The 19,971-nt window shown below is 69.1% G+C and carries 17 protein-coding genes and 1 pseudogene; 7 read left to right on the forward strand and 11 right to left on the reverse strand.

What is annotated here, in order from left to right; all coding sequences use genetic code 11:
• Positions 1-5 precede the first annotated feature (5 nt).
• The 5 genes from EES41_RS23370 to EES41_RS23390 all read left to right on the forward strand — a co-directional run bounded on the left by EES41_RS23370 (position 6) and on the right by EES41_RS23390 (position 2,899).
• The gene (locus tag EES41_RS23370) at positions 6-656 is read left to right on the forward strand and encodes a toprim domain-containing protein (RefSeq protein WP_254211549.1); all 651 of its coding nucleotides are present in this window, start codon (positions 6-8) and stop codon (positions 654-656) included.
• Positions 657-813: 157 nt separating this feature from the next.
• Entirely contained in the window at positions 814-1,083 is a 270-nt protein-coding gene (locus EES41_RS23375) for a DUF3310 domain-containing protein (protein ID WP_216827267.1), read from the forward strand.
• On the forward strand, positions 1,080-1,841 hold the full coding sequence (locus EES41_RS23380; protein ID WP_123080186.1) for a hypothetical protein: 762 nt from the start codon (positions 1,080-1,082) through the stop codon (positions 1,839-1,841). Before EES41_RS23375 ends, EES41_RS23380 begins: the two co-directional genes overlap by 4 nt.
• Complete coding sequence (locus tag EES41_RS23385) at positions 1,838-2,506, forward strand: hypothetical protein (RefSeq protein ID WP_123080187.1); 669 nt, start codon at positions 1,838-1,840, stop codon at positions 2,504-2,506. Before EES41_RS23380 ends, EES41_RS23385 begins: the two co-directional genes overlap by 4 nt.
• Positions 2,507-2,653: 147 nt before the next feature.
• Entirely contained in the window at positions 2,654-2,899 is a 246-nt protein-coding gene (locus tag EES41_RS23390; RefSeq protein ID WP_123080188.1) for a hypothetical protein, read from the forward strand.
• Positions 2,900-3,239: 340 nt separating this feature from the next.
• Here the strand turns inward: EES41_RS23390 and EES41_RS23395 are convergent, their stop codons facing one another.
• Both EES41_RS23395 and EES41_RS41575 read right to left on the reverse strand, forming a co-directional pair.
• On the reverse strand, positions 3,240-4,829 hold the full coding sequence (locus EES41_RS23395; protein ID WP_123080189.1) for a recombinase family protein: 1,590 nt from the start codon (positions 4,827-4,829) through the stop codon (positions 3,240-3,242).
• 77 nt (positions 4,830-4,906) lie between these two features.
• A pseudogene (locus EES41_RS41575) lies at positions 4,907-5,041 on the reverse strand (peroxiredoxin); the annotation flags it as partial.
• A gap of 135 nt (positions 5,042-5,176) precedes the next feature.
• Here EES41_RS41575 and EES41_RS23400 point away from each other — a divergent pair.
• Positions 5,177-6,124, forward strand: a complete 948-nt coding sequence (locus tag EES41_RS23400) for a hydrogen peroxide-inducible genes activator (RefSeq protein ID WP_123080190.1) — start codon at positions 5,177-5,179, stop codon at positions 6,122-6,124.
• A gap of 60 nt (positions 6,125-6,184) precedes the next feature.
• Here the strand turns inward: EES41_RS23400 and EES41_RS23405 are convergent, their stop codons facing one another.
• The 5 genes from EES41_RS23405 to EES41_RS23425 all read right to left on the reverse strand — a co-directional run bounded on the left by EES41_RS23405 (position 6,185) and on the right by EES41_RS23425 (position 11,085).
• The gene (locus tag EES41_RS23405) at positions 6,185-8,554 is read right to left on the reverse strand and encodes an ABC transporter permease (protein WP_123080191.1); all 2,370 of its coding nucleotides are present in this window, start codon (positions 8,552-8,554) and stop codon (positions 6,185-6,187) included.
• The gene (locus tag EES41_RS23410) at positions 8,551-9,237 is read right to left on the reverse strand and encodes an ABC transporter ATP-binding protein (protein WP_123080192.1); all 687 of its coding nucleotides are present in this window, start codon (positions 9,235-9,237) and stop codon (positions 8,551-8,553) included. Before EES41_RS23410 ends, EES41_RS23405 begins: the two co-directional genes overlap by 4 nt.
• Positions 9,234-9,758, reverse strand: coding sequence for a PadR family transcriptional regulator (locus tag EES41_RS23415; RefSeq protein ID WP_123080193.1), 525 nt, complete (start codon positions 9,756-9,758; stop codon positions 9,234-9,236). The genes EES41_RS23410 and EES41_RS23415 overlap by 4 nt, the downstream gene beginning before the upstream one ends.
• A gap of 116 nt (positions 9,759-9,874) precedes the next feature.
• Positions 9,875-10,150: a hypothetical protein gene (locus EES41_RS23420; protein ID WP_100581945.1), complete on the reverse strand. Its 276-nt coding sequence runs from the start codon at positions 10,148-10,150 to the stop codon at positions 9,875-9,877.
• Positions 10,147-11,085 (reverse strand): SPFH domain-containing protein, encoded by a 939-nt coding sequence (locus tag EES41_RS23425; protein WP_123080194.1) that lies wholly within the window; start codon positions 11,083-11,085, stop codon positions 10,147-10,149. The genes EES41_RS23420 and EES41_RS23425 overlap by 4 nt, the downstream gene beginning before the upstream one ends.
• Positions 11,086-11,318: 233 nt before the next feature.
• Here EES41_RS23425 and EES41_RS23430 point away from each other — a divergent pair, with 233 nt between their 5' ends.
• Complete coding sequence (locus EES41_RS23430) at positions 11,319-13,607, forward strand: transglycosylase domain-containing protein (RefSeq protein ID WP_123080195.1); 2,289 nt, start codon at positions 11,319-11,321, stop codon at positions 13,605-13,607.
• Between the two features lie 100 nt (positions 13,608-13,707).
• Here the strand turns inward: EES41_RS23430 and EES41_RS23435 are convergent, their stop codons facing one another.
• The 4 genes from EES41_RS23435 to EES41_RS23450 form a co-directional block, all read right to left on the reverse strand.
• Entirely contained in the window at positions 13,708-15,171 is a 1,464-nt protein-coding gene (locus tag EES41_RS23435) for a catalase (protein WP_123080196.1), read from the reverse strand.
• A gap of 52 nt (positions 15,172-15,223) precedes the next feature.
• Positions 15,224-17,425 (reverse strand): ATP-binding SpoIIE family protein phosphatase, encoded by a 2,202-nt coding sequence (locus tag EES41_RS23440; RefSeq protein ID WP_174261721.1) that lies wholly within the window; start codon positions 17,423-17,425, stop codon positions 15,224-15,226.
• A gap of 252 nt (positions 17,426-17,677) precedes the next feature.
• Positions 17,678-18,388, reverse strand: coding sequence for a DUF402 domain-containing protein (locus EES41_RS23445; RefSeq protein WP_123080197.1), 711 nt, complete (start codon positions 18,386-18,388; stop codon positions 17,678-17,680).
• A gap of 104 nt (positions 18,389-18,492) precedes the next feature.
• Complete coding sequence (locus EES41_RS23450; protein ID WP_123082647.1) at positions 18,493-19,908, reverse strand: aspartate ammonia-lyase; 1,416 nt, start codon at positions 19,906-19,908, stop codon at positions 18,493-18,495.
• Positions 19,909-19,971: the final 63 nt, after the last annotated feature.

Consider the following 19,971-nt stretch of genomic DNA (forward strand, 5'->3'; position numbering starts at 1 on the left):
ACGGTGTGACTTTCTCGCCGCCATCGAAGCAGCGCATCGAATACTTGGAACTAGCGGCGGCGACCTACCAAAAGCAGCTTCAGGGTTCACCCGCCGCCGAGTATTTGACGAGTCGCGGCCTCACCCAGGGCAGCGCTCAATACTTTCGGCTCGGATACGTCGAAAGCCCAGTATCGGGCCATGAGCGCTACGCCGGTCTTCTGGCTATCCCATACATAAACCGTCAGGGTGTCGTTGCCATCCGCTACAGATGTATCGAAGGCCACGACTGCAAGGCGATCGAGGGGCACAGCAAGTACACGCGAGAGCCCGGCGACAAAGCAAAGATCTTCAACATTCTCGCTCTCGCGAAACCGGAGAAGCGAATTGCCGTTTGTGAGGGCGAGTTCGACACCATGACGGGTTGGCAAAACGGCATACCGACGATCGGAGCCGCAGGGGCCAAGTCGTGGATGCCGATTTTCAACCGCCTTATCCGAGGCTATGACGAGGTAGTAACGCTGGCGGATGGCGATGACGCTGGACTGCTGCTAGCCGACACCATCGCCGAAAAGAACGAGCATGCAAAAACCAGGCAGATGCCCCACGAGAGTGACGTGAACAGCTACTTTCTGGAGCAGGGCAAGGAGCGTCTACTTGAGTACACGGGATTCTGAGATGCCGCTGTTTCGGATCGGGGCGCTGGTGTCGATTAGGCACAAGCCGTACGCCAGCTACCGACAGCATGCGGGAAAGCGCGGCACCGTACGGGAGAAACAGGGTCGAGACCCTGATGCGGGTCAAGCGTGGTCGGTATCCATCGAAGGTGGGGGCATGATCACGCTTTTCGAAGACGAGATGGAGCTCATCGAAGTGAACTTCCCTAACGGGCGCCACGATCCGGTGAGCGGCCCTAGCTACTACACCAGCGGATACAGCAACGGGGCTCAAGTGATCGACCTTATTGAAAGCCTTCCATTCAACCGCGGAGCCGCAATCAAGTACCTTGCGCGCGCCGGAAGGAAGGACGACGAAATCCAGGACCTTCGCAAGGCTCACTGGTACATAGAGCGCGAACTCGTGCGAATGGGGGCTAGCCTTTGAAGCGCATCGTCCTCATTTCCGACCTTCAAATGCCGCTCGAACACCGCCGGGCAAACCGAGCTGTCATCAACTTCATCCACGACTACCAGCCGGACGAGGTCATCAATATCGGTGACATCAACGACTACACCGCCCCCGGCCGATGGTCCGCCGGCCAGCGCGCCGAGTACGGAATGAACGTCCGGCAGGAAGCCGCTTACACCCGGCGCAACCACGTTGAACCGATCCGTTCAGGCTACGACGGACCGTACGTGCTCCTCGGCTCCAACCACGGTGAACGACCGCAGCGGTACCTGTCCGATCGCGCGCCCGCCCTCTACGACTCAGAGACCTTTCGTGAGGACAAGCTTCTCCGCCTCGCCGACTACGGCATGCGGTTTGAACCGAAGCGGTACGACTTTGCGCCCGGCTGGAGCGCAATCCATGGGCATGCGCGCGGCATCAGCCTTGCCCGTTACGCGGGAGGCACGGCGATCAACGCGGCCCGAAAGCTACAACGGTCCGTTGTGATGGGCCACACCCACCGTGCGGGCATCGTCTCCGAAACCACCGGTCCCGAAGCGTCTCGGACGCTGACCGGTGTCGAGCTGGGCCACCTCATGGACATCAGGAAGGCCGCCTACCTCGGCACCGAACGCCTTGCTAACTGGCAAATGGCCTTCGGCCTGTTCTACGTGGACGGCGCCACCGTCGTACCTCATCTCATCCCCGTACAGCGCAACGGGAGCTTCGTTGTGGAAGGCGAGCACTACAAGTGACCGATATCAACCCCGAGATCATCGACACCGCCAAGAAGGCGGCCATCCGGCTGGCCCGCGAGAACTCGTACTGCGACGCCGACGACATTGCTCAGTCCATCCTCCTCAAGTACTGGGAGGCCAAGACACGCTTTGACGGCTACGAGCCGGCGGCGCTCTACACCATCTTCCGAGGCATAGGACTGGAGTACTGCAAGGCCGAGCGCCTGCACTACACCTACGTCACCGCGGAGTGGATCTACACCCCCAAGGAGGTTCGGAACGTTCTTCAGCACGCCTACTACCGTGAGGAAGCCCGGGAGATCATTCCCAATCGCAAGGACGATCTCATGCGTGTAGCCAACGACCCCACGAGCATTGCACTCAGCATCTGGGACATCGACGAAGCGATGGGCGGCCTCTCGGATACGCACCAGGCCGCCATCGAGCGGGCCTTTCTGCATGAGGTGAAGCCACCTCACGGAAGCGCGGATGCCAAGTCGCTTCAGCGAGCCATTGACCGACTCACCGAGCGACTGAACAGCAAGACCGACATCCGGGGCAGGGAGCGGGCAGGCGTCCAGAACAAGGGCCGGAGTCGCACAGCCAGCTCGGCGGAAGCCAGCTACCAAGGTGCGGCCGGCGGCTCCATTGCCTACGTGATGGATCAGCGGATCGGGGCGTGAAGGACGTGCCTGATGCCCTCTGTTCATGGCTCACCACCAATGGCAATGGACTCGCCGTGATCTGTGCGGCAACCACCTTGTCCCTCATCTCGTGGACCTGCGGATTCATTACGCGAACCGCCATTGACACCATCGTGAAGGAAGACTGTGACTGCCTCTAGCCTGCCCGACCCCGACGAGTTCGCCGCCTACCTTGAAGGCCTTGATTCCGCCCTGATCAGCAACGCACGAGCTGACGCGTACCAGGCGGCCACCAATCAGGCCATTGAGGTGATCCACCAGGCCGCCAAGGTCCGCCAGGCGGCCGTTGAGGCCGGATTCTCTGCCGTTGCCGCAGAGGAGATGGCCCGCGACTACTGGGAGGTCGCCAGCGGCCTTGGGGAGGGTGCATGAGCCTGAGGGCCGCTGAGACCCGCAGCGTTTCTCACTACTGCCCAGGCTGCCAGGAGTGGGGAGATGAGGCGGAGACCGCTTCCGTCACGGCGTCCTACGGAGCGACAACGATCTGCTGGTCCTGCCGCGACGTCCTCGACAACCTCGGCCTGTCCGACTGACCGACCTTACTGATCTAACTTACGGGGGCCAAGAATGACCGAAGAGGAGTGGATGGAGCGCGAGTTGGCGAAAGCGCCTGAGCGTGACGAGATGTGGCGCAAGATGGTGATGGAGCTATGGGGCCTCAAGGAGGCCGCATAGCAAAATGCCCCCTCCTTCGGGAGGGGGCATTTTTGCGTTAGGCCCAAACGATCTCGATGAGTTCGGGGTCGAACCTCTTCCCCCTACCTGCCGGATGAACCATGACTGCCCTGATGCTCTGCCGGAGGCGTTGCTTCTTCTCCGAGACGCTGTAGCCATCCCAGTCCTTGAGGAGATTGGGAGAGGCGTCCTCGCGCTGGACCTTCAACGCTTGGAGCTTCCGGCGTTCACGCCGCAGATCGTTCTGTTCCTTCTCTAGCTCTTCTATGAGGTCGAGCGCCCTGATGGCGGAGATGCGTCGCTCGCGGCGCCGCACGTTGACCTCCTCGATCTCCTTGTCGATCTCCCGGAGCCTGGCGTCATTCTTGGTCTCGTCTATTTCCTCGGCTTTGGTGACGACGCCGAGGCTACGCCGTACTTCGGCAAGGAAGACTCTGATCACAAGCTCTTCAATGGGGGGGCCGACGCGCGTGATCCCTCCGCAACCCCCCTGATTTGAGAGGCAGGCGTATCGGTAGCCCCACTTCTCGTAAGCCGTTGTGCCCTTCGTGTACGGGTTGGCCAAGAGGGGAAACGAGCACTTTCCGCAGCGAACGAAGCCTGACAGAACGTACTTGTCACTGGTGTCGTGCGGCTGCTGATTTCCGTCCTTGCGGTCCTGCTTACGCTTCTCCAACGTTTCTACGCAGGCTGCCCATTCTTCAGGTTCCACGATCTTTGGCCAGTTGCCTTTCACCGGCTGGCCATCTACGTAGAGAACGTGGTCGGGCAACCAAACCTTCTTGCCCCCGCGCCGGTCCGCCTGAGCAAGGTAAGCAACGTATCCGCACACGGCCGGGTTAACCAGGTAGCTCTCCACTGTGCTGTGCTGAAGGTTGTACTTGGCCGCCCCCTCCTTGCGGCGCTTGTCAGGCCGTGGTTCATAGCCGAGTGCGATGAGCTGCTTTCGGAAGTTCCCAACTCGCAATCCCCCCGGTACCGCCCGGATCGCGGCGGCCAGAAGCCGCGACTCTTCCGGGTGAAGGGTCCCATCGCTGTTCCATCCAAACGCGCGTCGCCCGTGGTGCCTACGGCCCTTTTCGGCGTTCGCCAGGTTGGTGCCACTCGTACGGCGTTTGGTGTTGTAGACCTCCACGCCGCCCATGGTGGCTTGCATCATGAACATGGCTCGACCCTCAACAGTTGAGAGGTCGGTACCGCCGTCTACGGAACGTCCGACGAGTTTCGGGTTGATCGTGTAGAGGCGATTGATGCGGGCCGCATCGTACTCAAGACGGGCCACGCGGTCGGAGTGAGTGAAGACAATGCCCTCGATCACGCCGCTCTCAAGGTCTTTGAGCATCTGCTCGAAGTCCGGGCGGACGATAAGGGGGTCTGAGGCCGGGATGTTGTTGTCGTTGTACTCGCGAACGATCGTCCAGTTCAGCGACTCGGACAGGACGCGGTTCCGCTTGAACTGGGTGGCGACCTGCTCGCCCTCCTCGCGGTCCGTCCTCCCGGTCTTGAGGGCCTTGTCTTCCGAGAGTCGGCCGTACGAGCCAACCGGCTTGAAGGTGGCGCTGACGCCAGCCGCTGCGAACGTGCCGCGACGCACGTTTTGCCTGGTCAGGGACATGGTCGGTGTCATGGCGCGAGTGTACAGGGTTAAGTTATGGGGCGTACAGGGTTAAGTTACTCGGCAAAAAATAAGGGTTATCTAGTGGTCTTGGGCCAGAAGAAGACCACGCGCCACTTGCCCTCGTAGGTCTTGTGGTCGATCTGGGCGAACTCGCTGCCCGCTTCGAGCGAGACACAAGCGGTCAGATCGTACGAGGGGAACTTGTCGCCGACAGTGAGCACGCGCTCTCCTAGTGCATTGGAAAGTGGCCCTTTTGGGGGCTTTCCGAGAGGGTTGGACGGATCTCACATGCTGGCACACCTGCATTGATTACAGAAATAGATACTCTTGTCGCGGGTGATCGGAGGTACCTATCAGTGGCTGTCGGTAATAGAGGACTCAAGCAGGCGACGCTCGCGCAGCTGCGCGCCTTCGTGGCCGTCGCGGAACACCTGCACTTCCGCGACGCGGCCGCCGCCATCGGCATGAGCCAGCCCGCGCTCTCCGGATCGGTCTCCGCGCTGGAGGAGGCCCTCGGCGTCCAGCTGCTGGAGCGCACCACCCGCAAGGTGCTGCTCTCCCCGGCGGGCGAGCGGATCGCCGCCCGCGCGCGCGTGGTGCTCGACGCCATGGGCGGGCTGCTGGCGGAGGCCGAGGCGGTACGGGCGCCCTTCACCGGCGTGCTGCGCCTCGGGGTGATCCCCACGGTGGCCCCGTACCTGCTGCCGACGGTGCTCGGGCTGTTCCACCGGCGCTACCCCGGCATGGACCTCCAGGTGCACGAGGAGCAGACCTCCTCGCTGCTGGAGGGGCTGACCGGCGGGCGGCTCGACCTGCTGCTGCTCGCCGTACCCCTCGGGATGCCCGGGGTTACCGAACTGCCCCTGTTCGACGAGGACTTCGTACTCCTCGCGCCCCGGGACCACCCGCTCGCCGGGCGGCGCGACATCCCGCGCGAGGAACTGCGGGGCCTCCAGCTCCTGTTGCTCGACGAGGGGCACTGCCTGCGGGACCAGGCGCTGGACATCTGCCGCGAGGCGGGGCGCACCGACGGGGCGGACGTCACCACGACCGCCGCCGGACTGTCCACGCTGGTCCAACTCGTCGCCGGGGGACTGGGGGTGACGCTGCTGCCGCGCACCGCGTTGCGGCTGGAGACCACCCGCAACGAGTACCTGGCCACCGGCTGCTTCGCCGAGCCCGCGCCCTCGCGGCGGATCGCGCTGGCGATGCGCACCGGCGCGGCCCGGCAGGAGGAGTTCCGGGCCATCGCGGCCGCGCTGCGCGAAGCCGTACGCCCGCTCCCGGTGTGGCCGACGGACTGAGCCGGGCCTGCGGGAACGGGCGTAAGGCGCACGGGGACGTACGGGCCCGCGCGCCCGGTGTCACTCCGTGCGCAGGCCGTCCGGGCGCATCAGCCGCAGCAGCGGCGGCAGGCTGAGCAGGGTGACCACCAGGGCGACCCCGGCGCCGATGCCGGTCATCGCCGCCACCGAGGCCCAGTCGACGCGGACCCGCACGTTGCTCATCCGCATCAGGACCGCGCCGAGCGCGATGCCGACGGTGTTCGCCAGCGCCAGGCCGAGGCCGATCGGCAGGGCCGTCTGCCAGAGCACCGACAGGCTCAGCGTGGAGCGCTTCGTACCGAAGGCGACCAGCGAGGACAGCAGCTTCTTGCGCTCGCGCAGCTGCTCCAGCTGGGAGACCAGCAGGCTGGCCCCGATCAGCAACAGCACCAGCGTCGCGCCGACGAACAGGCCGGTCCGGATGGAACCGAAGCGCGCGGAGGTGTGGGTCTGCGCGAGGGTCATCGCGGTGGCCAGCGGCTCGGCCTTGAAGGACGCGTTGCGGGCCAGCTCCAGCCCGTCCGGCACGGCCGGGTCCACCAGTACGTACACCTGGGCGAACTGGTGGGTCCCGAGGCCCTTGGGGGCGGCGGCCGGGGTGAGCAGGACGCCGGTGCGCAGCAGCCCGATCGGGTCCTTGCGGGCGAGCGCCGGGCGGGCGTCGGCGGGCACGGTCCAGGCGACCGGCGCGGAGCCGTCCGCGTCGGCGTCGGTGCCGTGCGGGTTCCCGACGTACAGCCTGGTGCCCGGCGCGGCGGAGGCTCCCGGCGGTGCGGAGGCTCCCGGCGGCGCGGAGGGGTCGGGGGCGCCGGTCAGGACGAAGGCATCGCCGTCCTCGCAGGAGGGCAGCCGCGCGAGTTCGGCGAGGGCGGCGCAACTGCCGATGTGGAGGTTGACGTCCTGGCCGTCCCGGTCCGGGTCGGGTGCGCCCGTGGTGGAGCGCAGCGCGACGGCCTTGGTGATGCCCTTGCTCCGGGCGACGGTCGCGGCCAGCTCCTCGATCTTCGCGTCGGTGCCGTGCCGGGGCATGATCGACACCGTGGCCCGGGCCGGGTCCTGGCCGGTGTCCTTGGTGTATTCGCCCTCCGTGCCGGCGAAGAGCATCTGCAGGGCGATGGCCCCGGCGACCGCGACCGCGATGCCGTTGACCAGCCGGGCGGCGGTGCCGCTGGTGAGCTGGAGCCGGCGAACGGCCAGCTGCCAGGAGACCCCGCCGGCGCCGCCGATCCGGCCGACGACCCGCTCCAGGATCCAGGGCAGCAGCGCGGTGATGCCGACCAGCAGCAGGACGACGCCGCCGGAGACCTGCCACTGGTTGAACTGCCCGCCCTCGTTGCCGCGGCCCATCATCGGGGCCAGCAGGCCGAGACCGGCGAGCGGCAGCAGCAGCCGCCACCAGATCCGGCGCCTGCGGGGAGTGGCCGTACGCACCACGCCCAGCGGCTCGATGACCACGCCCCGCAGCGCGAGCAGGGTCACGGCGACGGCCGCCGCCGGGACCGCCAGCGCGATGAGGGAGGCCAGCCAGAACTCCGGGTTGAGGTCGTGGGGGAAGACGCTGCGCTGGGAGATGCTCACGGCCCCGGCCAGCTGCCGGGCGACCAGGAAGAAGCCGGTGCCCACCAGCAGGCCGAGCACCGAGCCGGCGAGGGCCTCGCCCGCCGCGATCCGGCGCACCATCCGGCCGTCGGCGCCGACCAGGCGGAGCGCGGCGAGCCTGCGGTCGCGGCGGTCGCCGCCGAAGCGGACGGCGGCCGCGATGAACACGGCGACCGGCATCAGGAGCGCGACGAAGGTCAGCACCACCAGGAGGGTGAGGACGGGATCGAGCGGCGGGGCCTCGATGTGGTTCTCGAAGGCCGTGATCCGTTCCACGTACGCGCCGTCGGCGATCTTCCCGAGCTGGTCGGAGCCGATGTAGAAGTAGAGGTCGCCGGGGCCCACCAGGCCCTCGTCCCCGATGGTGGAGACGATCTTCCCGTCGAGGCGCTCGCGCAGCAGCTTGCCCTCGGCGGTCTTCATCAGCTCGTCGAGGGCGGGGGAGACGGCCATCTCGCCCGGGCCGGGGAACGCGGTGAGCCCGGGCGGCAGCGGGGCGTCCGGGCCCTCGGGCTGCAGCAGCCGGCCGTCGACGCCGTACGAGCGGTACGACTGGTCGACCTGCGCGGTCAGCAGGGTGTCGCGGCCGGGCCGCTCGGCGGTCGGGGAGCTGAACGTGGTGCGCGCGGCGCCGCGCTCGTCGCGGGCCGACATCGCGGACGGCACCGCGCTGGTGATCAGCAGCAGCGCGACGCCGAGGCCGACGCCGATGCCGGTGAGCAGGGTGCGGGTCCAGCCCTCGCGGCCGCCGGCGAAGGCGAACCGGGTGCCGAGGGCGAGGTCGCGCGCCCAGGTGCGGGGCTTGCTCATACGATGCGCTCCATGTCGCGGGACTTGCCGTCGCGCACGACGATCTCGCGGTCGGAGTAGGCGGCCACCCGGGTCTCGTGGGTGACGAGGACGACGGCCGCGTTCGCGGACCGGGCGGCCTCGGTGAGCAGCTGCATCACCAGCTCCCCGTTGAGGGAGTCGAGGGCCCCGGTGGGCTCGTCGGCGAATATCACGCGCGGCTGGGTGACCAGGGCCCGGGCGACGGCCACGCGCTGGCCCTGGCCGCCGCTGACCTCGCCGGGGCGCTTGGAGCCGAGATCGGCGACCTCCAGCTCGGACATCCAGTGCAGGGCGGTCCGCTCGGCCTCCTTGCGCTTGACGCCGGCGAGGCGCAGCGGCAGGGCGACGTTCTCCACGCAGGTGAGCTCGGGGACGAGCTGGCCGAACTGGAAGACGAAGCCGAACTCGCCGCGCCGCAGGGCGCTGCGCTCGGAGTCGTTCATCGCGGACAGCTCGCGGCCGGCGTAGGTGATGGTGCCGGAGTCGGGCGTGACGATCCCGGCGAGGCAGTGCAGGAGCGTCGACTTGCCGGAGCCGGAGGGCCCCATGACGGCGACGACCTCACCGGGGTGGATCGAGAACTCGGCGCCGTCGAGCGCCTTGGTGGGCCCGTACGCCTTGCGGAGGTCCGTGGCGCAGAGCAGGGTGCCGGCCGGGGTCATCGGCGTACCTCCTGGGCGAGCTGGCCGAGGCGGGCGGCGGTGAGTTCGAGCCACCGCAGGTCCGCTTCGAGATGGAACAGGGCGTGGTCGCAGACGAGCTGGTCGGCGAGGTCGCCCTTGCGCTTGCGCTGGGTCAGGATGCGCATGAGCCGCAGGTGCTCGGCGCGCTGGACGTCCAGCAGCTCGGCGGCGCCGCGGCCGGTGAGCAGGGCGAGGACGACCTTGGTGTAGAGGGTCGAGTGGAGGTACGGCTCCGGCTTCTCCGGCTGGGAGAGCCAGGTATCGACATCCGTGATGCCGGCGTCCGTGATGGCGTACCGCTTGCGGTCGGGACCGCCGCCGCTCTCTATCCCGTCGACCTCGACGAGGCCGTTCTTCAGGAGGCGGGACATGGTCGAGTAGACCTGCCCGTAGGCGAGGGGGCGGTCGTGGCCGAACTTCTCGTCGAAGGCGCGCTTGAGGTCGTAGCCGTGGCGCGGGCCGGCCTCCAGGAGGCCGAGCAGGGTGTGACCGATGGACATGCCGGCGACTCTACACCGGGTGTATACCCTCGGTGTATACGCACCGGGTATAGATCCGGAAACGGGCGCGGCCCCGGACCTCCGTAGAGGTCCGGGGCCGCTGTCTTCCGTACGGGCTAACCCTGCGGGCCCCGCCCGGCGCCCTGGTCGGGGGGCTTGGGCGGGCGGCCGCGGGGCGGGATCGGGCCCGCGCCGCCGGGGAGGCGGCCGGCCTCGCCCAGGGCGCGGCGGAGCAGGAACTCGATCTGCGCGTTCGCGCTGCGCAGTTCCTCGCCCGCCCAGCGCGCGAGGGCGTCGTACACCTGCGGGTCGAGCCGGAGGAGTACCTGCTTGCGCGCCTGCCGGCCCGCCTTCGCGGGCTGCTCCGGTTCGCCGTCGGTGTCGGGGCTCACTGGTAGAGGGTGCCCGTGTTCACGACCGGCTGGGCCGCGCGGTCGCCGCAGAGGACCACCATCAGGTTCGAGACCATGGCCGCCTTGCGCTCCGGGTCCAGGTCCACGATGCCCTCTTCCGCCAGGCGGGTCAGGGCCAGCTCGACCATGCCCACCGCTCCCTCGACGATCTGCTTGCGCGCCGCCACGACCGCGCCCGCCTGCTGGCGCTGGAGCATCGCGGAGGCGATCTCCGGAGCGTACGCGAGATGCGTGAAGCGGGACTCGATGATGTGCACGCCGGCCGCCTCGACCCGGGCGTGGAGCTCGGCCGCGAGCTTCTCGGTGATCTCCTCGGCGTTGCCGCGCAGGGACAGGCCGCCCTCGTCGTGCGAGTCGTAGGGGTACTCGATGGCGATGTGGCGCACCGCCGCCTCGGTCTGCGTCTCCACGAACTCCGTGAAGTCGTCCACCTCGAACACCGCCCGCGCGGTGTCCTCGACCCGCCAGACCGCGACGGCCGCGAGCTCGATGGGGTTGCCGTACGCGTCGTTGACCTTCAGGACGGCGGTCTCGTGGTTGCGGACGCGGGTGGAGATCTTCTCGCGGGAGGTCAGCGGGTTGACCCAGCGCAGTCCGTCGGCGCGGATGGTGCCCCGGTAGCGGCCGAAGAGCTGGACCACGCGGGCCTCGCCCGGCGCGACCGTGTTGAGTCCGCTCATCGCGACGATCGCGGCGAGGACCAGCAGGATGCCGCCGAGGATGAGCGCGACCTTGGCGCCGGCCGTCGTGGCCGCGGCGCCGAAGGCGATCAGGCCCGCGCCGGCTATGACGCCCAACAGGCCCAGCAGCAGGGCCAGTCCGCCTCCGACGGAGCGGGCCGCGACCTCCCGCACCTCGTGCGAGGTCCCCGTAGCGGCGTTCGTGCCCGTGTCGATGGCTGATGCGTTTGTCATGGACTGCCCCCGTTTGTTCGGTCGTGGTCGCTCGGACCTTCTAGCAAAGTGATATCACTTTTTGGGTTCTCCGCAACCCTTCCGCCATCCTGTACGTCGGTTCCAGTGATGTGGGTGCTGATTCTCACGTCCGAAATGACCTGTATTGATCAGGGTTAGCCAACCTTTGTCACAGCCTGCGGTGTTAGCTTTCTGAGCTGACGTCGGGGGGGTAATCGAGCGGAGCGGGAGCGATGGGCCGAGCAGAAGCGCGACGGGCGCAGCAGCAGCGCGGAGCGCGGCGGGCACCGGGCGGGCGCGCCAAGAGTGGCAAGGACGGCAAGGGCAGCGCCGGCAAGCCGAAGGGCATACGTCGCTTCTTCACCTGGAAGAAGATCCTCGGAACCTTCTTCGGGCTGATGCTGCTCGGCATGGGCGCCCTGGTGTTCCTGTACTACTCCGTGGAGCCGCCGGACCCGAACGAGAAGGCGACGCTCCAGAGCAACGTCTACAAGTACGCCGACGGCTCGCTCATGGCGCGCACCGGCGGCCTCAACCGCGAGATCCTCCCGATCAGCAAGATCCCGGAGGACGTCCAGACGGCCTTCATCGCGATCGAGAACAAGTCCTTCTACAAGGACAGCGGCATCGACGTGATGGGTGTGGCCCGAGGCCTCTTCAACACCGTCACGGGCAAGGGCAAGGCCGGTGGTTCGACGATCACCCAGCAGTACGTCAAGAACTACTACCTGACCCAGGACCAGTCGGCGACGCGCAAGGTCCGGGAGCTGATCATCTCCCTCAAGGTCGACCAGCGCATGGAGAAGCCCGAGATCCTCGCCGGTTACCTGAACACCAACTTCTACGGCCGCAACGCCTACGGCATCCAGGCCGCGGCCCAGGCCTACTACGGCGTCGACGCCGACAAGCTGACGCTGGAGCAGGGCGCCTACCTCGCCGCCGTCATCCAGGCCCCCAGCCAGTACGACTGGGCGACCGCCGGCCCGAACGGCAAGCGGCTGGTCATGATCCGCTTCAACGCCGTCCTCGACAACATGGTCGAGATGAAGAAGCTGACCCCGGAGAAGCGCAAGGAAATCAAGTTCCAGGAGCCGATCCAGCCCAAGGCGCCCCCGGGCATGGAAGGCCAGAAGGGCTACCTGGTCCAGGCCGCCGAGGACGAGCTCGACCGGCAGGGCATCCCCGAGTCGGAGCTCAAGGCCGGCGGCTGGACGATCACCCTCAACATCGACAAGAACCGCCAGGCGGCGATGGAGAAGGCCGTCCAGGACGAGCTGGAGTCCAAGCTCGACCGCAAGGACACCAAGAAGCGCCCCGTCGACCAGAGCGTGCAGGCCGGCGCCACCTCCGTGGACCCGAAGACCGGCGCGATCGTCGCCATGTACGGCGGCCTGGGCCGGTCCCAGCAGTGGAACAGCAACGCCCTGCGCACCGACTACCAGCCCGGCTCGACCTTCAAGCCGATCGTGCTCGCGTCCGCCCTGGAGACCAAGGCGACCACCCAGGACCACAAGCCGATCAACCCGAACACGCTCTACGACGGCACCAGCAAGCGCAAGGTCGTCGGCAGCGACGTCCCGTTCAACCCGCAGAACCAGGACGACAAGGACTACGGCGACCCGATGATGACCGTGCAGGAGGCCACCAACTGGTCGGTGAACTCCGTGTACGCGCAGATGATCGTGGACACCAAGCCGTCCGCCGTGAAGAAGACGGCCCTCGAACTCGGCATGCAGGACCGTGACGGCTGGCCCGCCGACAAGCCGGCCATGACGCTCGGCACCATGAGCGCCAACACGCTGGAGATGGCCGGCGTCTACGCCACCTTCGACAACCACGGCAAGAAGGTCACCCCGACCATCGTCAAGAGCGCGACGCACAAGGACCGGCAGCTCAAGCCGACCCCCGCCATCGGCGGCCAGGCCATCACCCGCGAGACCGCCGACACCGTCACCAAGGTGCTCACCGGTGTCGTCAACGAGGGCTCGGCGAAGGTCGTCAAGAGCTCCGCCTACGAGGCCGCCGCCAAGACCGGTACCACCGAGAAGAACGTGGCCGGCTGGTTCACCGCCTACACCCCGGAACTCGTCACCGTCGTGGCGATCTTCGGTGAGGAGCCGGGCACCCACACGCAGGTCACCCTGACCGGCGCCGCCGGTGGTGGCCGCGCCGGCGGTGGTACCTTCCCCGCCGAGATCTGGCAGGCCTACACCCTCGCCGCGCTCAAGGGCGTCAAGACGGGCGACTTCAAGCTGCCGGACGCCGAGATGGGCACCCCGCAGCTACCGAGCCGCAGCACCTCCCCCTCGTCCTCGCCGAGCCAGTCCGCGAGCACCAGCTCGTCGCCGAGCACCAGCCGCTCGCCGAGCACCAGCCCGGACCCGAGCCAGAGCTCGACCAAGCCGGACCCGAGCACCAGCCAGAGCCCGGTGAAGCCGAGCACGAGCCAGAGCCCGGTGAAGCCGAGCACCAGCCAGAGCCCGGTGAAGCCGCCGCCGATACTGCCCGTCCCGGGCAACTGACGCCCACCGGATAGCCGGTACCGACACCGCCGCCCCGCAGCGCTCGCGCCGCGGGGCGGCGGTGTTCTCGCTTACGGTTCCGCTTCCGGGCGCCCGCGCCTCAGCCGCCCGAGACCGCCGCCGCGATCCGGTCGCCGACGGCCTTGTCGATGGTGCGCCAGTACTGGAAGGCGCGCTCCAGCACCGGGCCGCTGACCCCGTCCGACAGGTGCCCGCTGACGTTCGCCACGAGACGCTCGCGCGCCGCGTCGTCCAGCACCTGCCGCACCATCGTGCCCGGCTGGCCCCAGTCGTCGTCGGCGCTGCGCAGCGCGTACGCCTCCCGCACCATCTCGCCCGCCGTGGCCCAGCCGGCCGGCTCGCCGAAGCGGCCGACATCGGCCGCCGGGCCCCCGTACGAGTTCGGCGCGTACGGGCGGGCCGCGGCCGACGCCTCGAAGCGCATCGCGCCGTCCTTCGCGTACGAGGAGACCTGCGAGCGGGACCGGTTCGGCGGGAGCTGCGCGTAGTTCGCCCCGATCCGGTACCGGTGCGTGTCGGGGTACGAGAACAGCCGGCCCAGCAGCATCTTGTCCGGTGACGGGCCGATGCCCGGCACCAGGTTGGAGGGCTCGAAGGCGGCCTGCTCGATGTGGATGAAGTAGTCGTCCGGGTTCTTGTCCAGGGTCATCCGGCCGACCTCGATCAGCGGGTAGTCCTCGTGCGGCCACACCTTGGTCAGGTCGAACGGGTTGAAGCGGTAGTCCGGCGCGTCCTCGAAGGGCATGACCTGGACGTACATCGTCCACGTCGGCACCTCGCCGCGCGCGATCGACTCGTACAGGTCACGGCGGTGGAGGTCCGGGTCCTCGCCCGCCATCCGGTCGGCCTCGTCCTGGGTGAGGAACTCGATGCCCTGGTCGGTCTTGACGTGGTACTTCACCCAGAACTTCGCGCCGCCGCCGTTGACCCACAGGTAGGTGTGCGAGCCGTAGCCGTTCATGTGCCGGTACGACCTCGGGATGCCCCGGTCGCCCATCAGCCACGTCACCATGTGCGCGGACTCGGGGGACAGGGTCCAGAAGTCCCACTGCATGTCGTGGTCGCGCAGCCCGTTGTCGGGACGGCGCTTCTGCGAGCGGATGAAGTCCTGGAACTTGCTCGGGTCGCGTACGAAGAAGACCGGCGTGTTGTTGCCGACCAGGTCGTAATTGCCTTGGTTCGTATAGAACTTCAGGGCGAAGCCGCGCGGGTCCCGCCAGGTGTCGGGGGAGCCCTGCTCGCCCGCGACCGTCGAGAACCGGGCCAGCATCTCGGTCCTGCGGCCCGGCTGGAAGAGGTCGGCCTTGGTGAACTGGCTGACGTCGTTGGTCACCTGGAAGACGCCGTACGCGCCCGACCCCTTGGCGTGCACCACCCGTTCGGGGACCCGTTCGCGGTTGAACTGGGCCATCTTCTCGATCAGGTAGTGGTCCTGGAGCAGGATCGGGCCGTCCGGGCCGATGGTGAGCGAATGCTCGTCGCTCTCCACCGGAATCCCGGTGTTGGTGGTCGTGTACGGGATCTTCCGCGCTTCCTGGGTCACGAGGCGCCCTCCCCTGGGGTCGGTCGGTTCGTCTCCTCACACGCCTACCCAGTCAACGCCGATCATGCGCTCCCGGCAACGAGAGCTCGAACCAGACCACCTTTCCGCTGCTGAGCCTGGTCGCGCCCCAGCGGCGGGCCATCCGGTTGACCAGGAACAGGCCGCGGCCGCCCTCGTCGGTGTCCCGGGCGCGGCGCTGGCGGGGCAGCTGAGGGGAGTCGTCACCGACCTCGCAGCGCAGCACGTCCGTACGCAGCAGGCGCAGCGTGACGGGCCGCTCCGCGTACCGCACGGCGTTCGTGACCACCTCGCTCACCAGCAGCTCCAGGGAGTCCTGGAGCTCCTCCAGGCCCCACCGGGTCGTCGCGCGGCGGGCGAACCGGCGGGCCCGGCCCGGAGCGGTCTCCTCCGGGTCCAGGAACCAGTACGCGACGTCGCTCGGCGCGATCCCGTCGAAGCGGGCCGCGAGCAGCGCGATGTCATCGTCGCGGTCGCCCGGGCCGAGCATGTCGAGGACGTCGTCGCAGAGCGCCTCCAGCGGCGGCGGGTGGTCCAGGCCGGTCAGCTGGGCGGTGGTGGCGAGCCGCTCGCGGAGCTGCTCGATGCCGGTCCACACGTCGCGCAGCCGGGACTCCACCAGGCCGTCGGTGTAGAGGAGCAGGGTGGCCCCGGCGGGCGCGTCCAGCTCCACGGCCTCGAAGTCCACGCCGCCGACGCCGATCGGGGCGCCGGGAGGCACCCGGAGCACCTCGGCACGGCCGCCCAGGTGCAGCAGCACGGGCGGCGGGTGACCGGCGTTGGCGATGGTGATCCGGTGCGAGACGGGGTCGTAGACGGCGTAGAGGCAGGTGGCCATCCGGTCGGAGCCGAGGCGCTGCGCCTGCTCGTCGAGGTGGTGCAGCACCTCGGCCGGCGGCAGGTCGAGCTGCGCCAGCGTCTGGGTCGTCGTCCGCAGCTGGCCCATGATGGCGGCGGAGGTCATGGAGTGGCCCATCACGTCGCCGACGACGAGCGCGACCCGGCTGCCGGGCAGCGGTATGGCGTCGTACCAGTCGCCGCCGACCCGGGCCGTCTCGGCGGCGGGCAGGTAGCGGGAAGCGAGGCGGACCCCGGTGGGCTGGGGCAGGCCGTCGGGGAGCATGGTGCGCTGGAGCTCGTCGGCGATGTACGCCTCGCGGCCGTACAGGACGGCCTTGTCGATGCCGAGCGCGGTGTGGGTGGCCAGCTGGGCGGCGACCAGCAGGTCGTTGGTCTCGAAGGCGGGCCGGTCCGGGGTGCGCAGGAACACGGCCGCGCCGATGACGCGGCGGCGGCCCCGCAGCGGCGCCAGGATGGCGCGCTGCCCGCGCGGTACGGGGTGCTCGGAGCCCAGCAGCTCCGGGAGGGCGGCCTTGGCGGCGGCCGAGGACCCGAAGACGGGCCGGACGCCGCGCAGCACCTCGGCGAGCGCCCCGCCGGAGCGGATCTCGCACAGCTCGGCGGCGGGCAGGTCACCCTGCGGGCCGACCAGCGGCAGCTGGCTGAAGTCGAGCTCGCCGGAGGCCCCCAGGAGCCCGAGGCCGCCGAGGAGCCCCGCGCCGCCCATCAGCCCGGTGGGCGCCGGGACGCCCGCGGTCTGGGCGCTCTCGGCTCCGGTCAGGTCGTCGATCGGCCGGAGCCGGTCGGTGCGCCGGAGCCTTAAAACGACCGGGCCGACGGGGCGTTCGTCGCCCACGGGCAGGGGGTCGCGCAGGTAGACGAGGATGGCGTCCGAGAAGGTCGGCACGGTGGCCCGGCACAGGCCGAGCACGATCTCGTCGAGGTCGATGCCGCGCGCGATCCGCCGGGTGGCGGCGCCGACGAACCGCAGCCGGTCGCCTTCCCGCCGGGCGGAGCTGATCTCGGGGATCACGCCGCCGCCGGACGGGCCGGCTCCGGCCTCGCCGTCCAGGGCGTCGGCGTCGGCTCCGGTGTCGATGGCGTCCGCGGCGTTGCGGGCGGCCGCGCCGTCCCGGGTGCGGGCGCTGACCTGGCCGCCTTCGCCGGCGGCCGGGTCGGCCGTCGCCCGGGGCCGGGGCAGGCCGGAGGTCTCGGAGTGCGGGCGGGCGTCGGAGCCCGCCGCGCCGGCGCCGCCCGGTTCGTCGCCCGGGACCTGCGCATGCGTGCGCACGGCCTCGGCGGCCGCGATCGGGGCCTTGCCGTGGCCGGCGTCATCCGTTCCTCCGCCGGAGGCGACGGGCTGCGGGCCCTCCTGGGAGGTGGGGTACTCCGTCACGCGTGGAATTCCGTCCGTTCGCGCTCGATGTGCGCTGCACTCAACTCGGTCAGTCGCGGTATACCCGCTCAGCGGCAGGGGCACCACCGCCCCGAGGTTCCGCGTCCCGCTCGTTACCTCTCGCTCTGCGTTGATCTCCGGTCAAGTTCCGTGTACGGCACGTTATTTACGGATGTACGGGCACGCGGTGCACCGCGTGCCACCCAGCGGAGGACGATCCTACGTTTGAACCCCGGGGGCGCATCAAGGGTCTCATGAGGTCATATGCGCCGGGGTGCGGTCCCAGTCCTCGGGGAGGACCGGAACACCCCAGGCCGGATCCGGTCTCCAGTCCTGCCAGCGGTCGCGGAAGGGCGGCCCCCAGGCCCGGATGACCTCCACCGCGGCGAGCCCGGCCTCCCGGACCCGCGCCGCCTGCTCCCGGCCCATCAGGCCGAGCTGCTGGGCCTGTGCGAACTCGTCCTCGTCCAGCCACTGCCAGCTGCGGTCCGGGTGCACGGCGATGTCCAGGAAGTGGTCCTCGGAATCCACCCCGCCGGCCCACCGGGCGCGGGGCTCCTCCAGGTTCACGTACCAGTTCTTGAACCGCCAGCCGCGCTCCCAGAACAGCCACACCGACCACGGGTCCTGGGGCCGGGCCAGCTTCAGCACCCCGGTGCCGAACCAGCGCGCCCGTACGGTGGTGCGCGGCGCGGTGTAGCGGGTGGCGAGCGGCTCCGCGTGGACGGGGGTGCCGTCGGCGAGCACCGGCTTGACGCACTCGGTGCCGGGGGCCATCCACACGGCCAGCAGCTCCGGGGTGTCCTGGACCACCGTCACCGGGCGGCAGATGTGGACCTGGCCCTTCGGCCCCGGGGCGTGATCGCGGTACCGCCAGAGGATCCGCTCCCCGGGCGCCCAGCGCGTACCCGTCCAGCGCGTGTTCTGCGCGTCGCCGCCCCCGCGACCTCCGGTGCCTGTCATGCGCAGATCTTAGGGCTGGTGCCCCCGCGCCCGCTGCGGTGCAGGTCACCGAGGTGTGCGGGCGCGGGAAACGACCGGATCCGGCCCCCGGGGAGAAACGTTTTTCAGGGTCGTGTCATGCCCAGGACGTCGAGGGCGGCGTCCAGCTGTTCCAGGGTCAGGTCACCCCGGTCGACGTAGCCGGAGTCCAGTACGACCTCCCTGATCGTCTTCCGTTCGGCGAGGGACCTCTTGGCGACCTTGGCGGCCTCCTCGTACCCGATGTAGCGGTTCAGCGGGGTCACCACGGAGGGCGAGGACTCGGCGTACTCCCTGGCCCGGGCCACGTTGGCGGTGATTCCGTCGATCGTCCGGTCGGCCAGCAGACGGCTCGCGTTGCCGAGCAGCCGGATCGATTCCAGCAGGTTCCTCGCCATCACCGGGAGCATCACGTTGAGCTCGAAATTGCCCGCCGCGCCCGCCACGGCGACCGCGGTGTCGTTCCCCGTCACCTGCGCGGCGACCATGAGCACGGCCTCCGGGACCACCGGATTGACCTTTCCGGGCATGATCGAGGACCCCGGCTGGAGGTCGGGCAGATTGATTTCGGCCAATCCTGTGCGCGGGCCCGAGGCCATCCAGCGCAGGTCGTTGCAGATCTTGGTGAGCGAGACGGCGACGGTACGGAGCATCCCCGAGGTCTCGACCAGCGCGTCCCGCGCCCCCTGGGCCTCGAAGTGGTCGCGGGCCTCGGTCAGCGGCAGCCCGGTGGCGGCGGCCACCTCGGCGATCACGGCGGCCGAGAATCCCGGCGGGGTGTTGATCCCGGTGCCCACCGCGGTCCCGCCGAGCGGCAGTTCCGCGAGCCGCGGCAGGGCGGCGCGCAGCCGCTCGACGCCGTAGCGGACCTGGGCGGCGTACCCGCCGAACTCCTGGCCCAGGGTGACGGGGGTGGCGTCCATCAGGTGCGTGCGGCCGGCCTTGACCACCTCGGCGAATTCGGCGGACTTGCGCTCCAGGGCGGCCGCGAGGTGCTCCAGGGCCGGGATCAGCTCGCGGGTGACGGCGGCCGTCGCGGCGATGTGGATGGAGGACGGGAACACGTCGTTGGAGCTCTGCGAGGCATTGACGTGGTCGTTGGGGTGCACCTCCCGGCCGAGCCGCTCGGTGGCCAGGGTGGCGATCACCTCGTTGGCGTTCATGTTGGACGAGGTCCCGGACCCGGTCTGGAACACGTCGACGGGGAAGTGCTCGTCCCAGCGGCCCTCCGCGACCTCGGCGGCGGCGGAGCGGATCGCCCCGGCGAGGTCCTCGTCCACCACCCCCAGGCGCGCGTTCACCGCGGCGGCCGCGCCCTTGACCCGGGCGAGGGCCTCGATGTGGGCGCGCTCCAGGCGCTGCCCGGAGACGGGGAAGTTCTCCACGGCGCGCTGGGTCTGGGCCCGCCACTTGGCGTGCGCGGGGACCCGCACCTCTCCCATCGAGTCGTGCTCGATCCGGTGGGAGCCGGGGGTCGCACCGGTGGTCTGATCATCGGTCATGTTCATTGCCTCCTCAAAAAGTTGAGCAATTGTCTTGTTCGAAGTGTTCCCAACTCCCCTACC

The sequence above is a fragment of the Streptomyces sp. ADI95-16 genome, assembly GCF_003721495.1.
Lineage (GTDB): Bacteria > Actinomycetota > Actinomycetes > Streptomycetales > Streptomycetaceae > Streptomyces > Streptomyces goshikiensis.

Bases quoted from the DNA above. Each gene is read 5' to 3' on its own strand.
- EES41_RS23415 (WP_123080193.1), bottom strand. From the start codon at position 9,758: ATGTCCATCGGTCACACCCTGCTCGGCCTCCTGGAGGCCGGCCCGCGC.
- EES41_RS23410 (WP_123080192.1), bottom strand. From the start codon at position 9,237: ATGACCCCGGCCGGCACCCTGCTCTGCGCCACGGACCTCCGCAAGGCG.
- EES41_RS23430 (WP_123080195.1), top strand. From the start codon at position 11,319: ATGGGCCGAGCAGAAGCGCGACGGGCGCAGCAGCAGCGCGGAGCGCGG.
- EES41_RS23450 (WP_123082647.1), bottom strand. From the start codon at position 19,908: ATGACCGATGATCAGACCACCGGTGCGACCCCCGGCTCCCACCGGATC.
- EES41_RS23445 (WP_123080197.1), bottom strand. From the start codon at position 18,388: ATGACAGGCACCGGAGGTCGCGGGGGCGGCGACGCGCAGAACACGCGC.
- EES41_RS23395 (WP_123080189.1), bottom strand. From the start codon at position 4,829: ATGACACCGACCATGTCCCTGACCAGGCAAAACGTGCGTCGCGGCACG.
- EES41_RS23405 (WP_123080191.1), bottom strand. From the start codon at position 8,554: ATGAGCAAGCCCCGCACCTGGGCGCGCGACCTCGCCCTCGGCACCCGG.
- EES41_RS23375 (WP_216827267.1), top strand. From the start codon at position 814: ATGATCACGCTTTTCGAAGACGAGATGGAGCTCATCGAAGTGAACTTC.
- EES41_RS23425 (WP_123080194.1), bottom strand. From the start codon at position 11,085: ATGACAAACGCATCAGCCATCGACACGGGCACGAACGCCGCTACGGGG.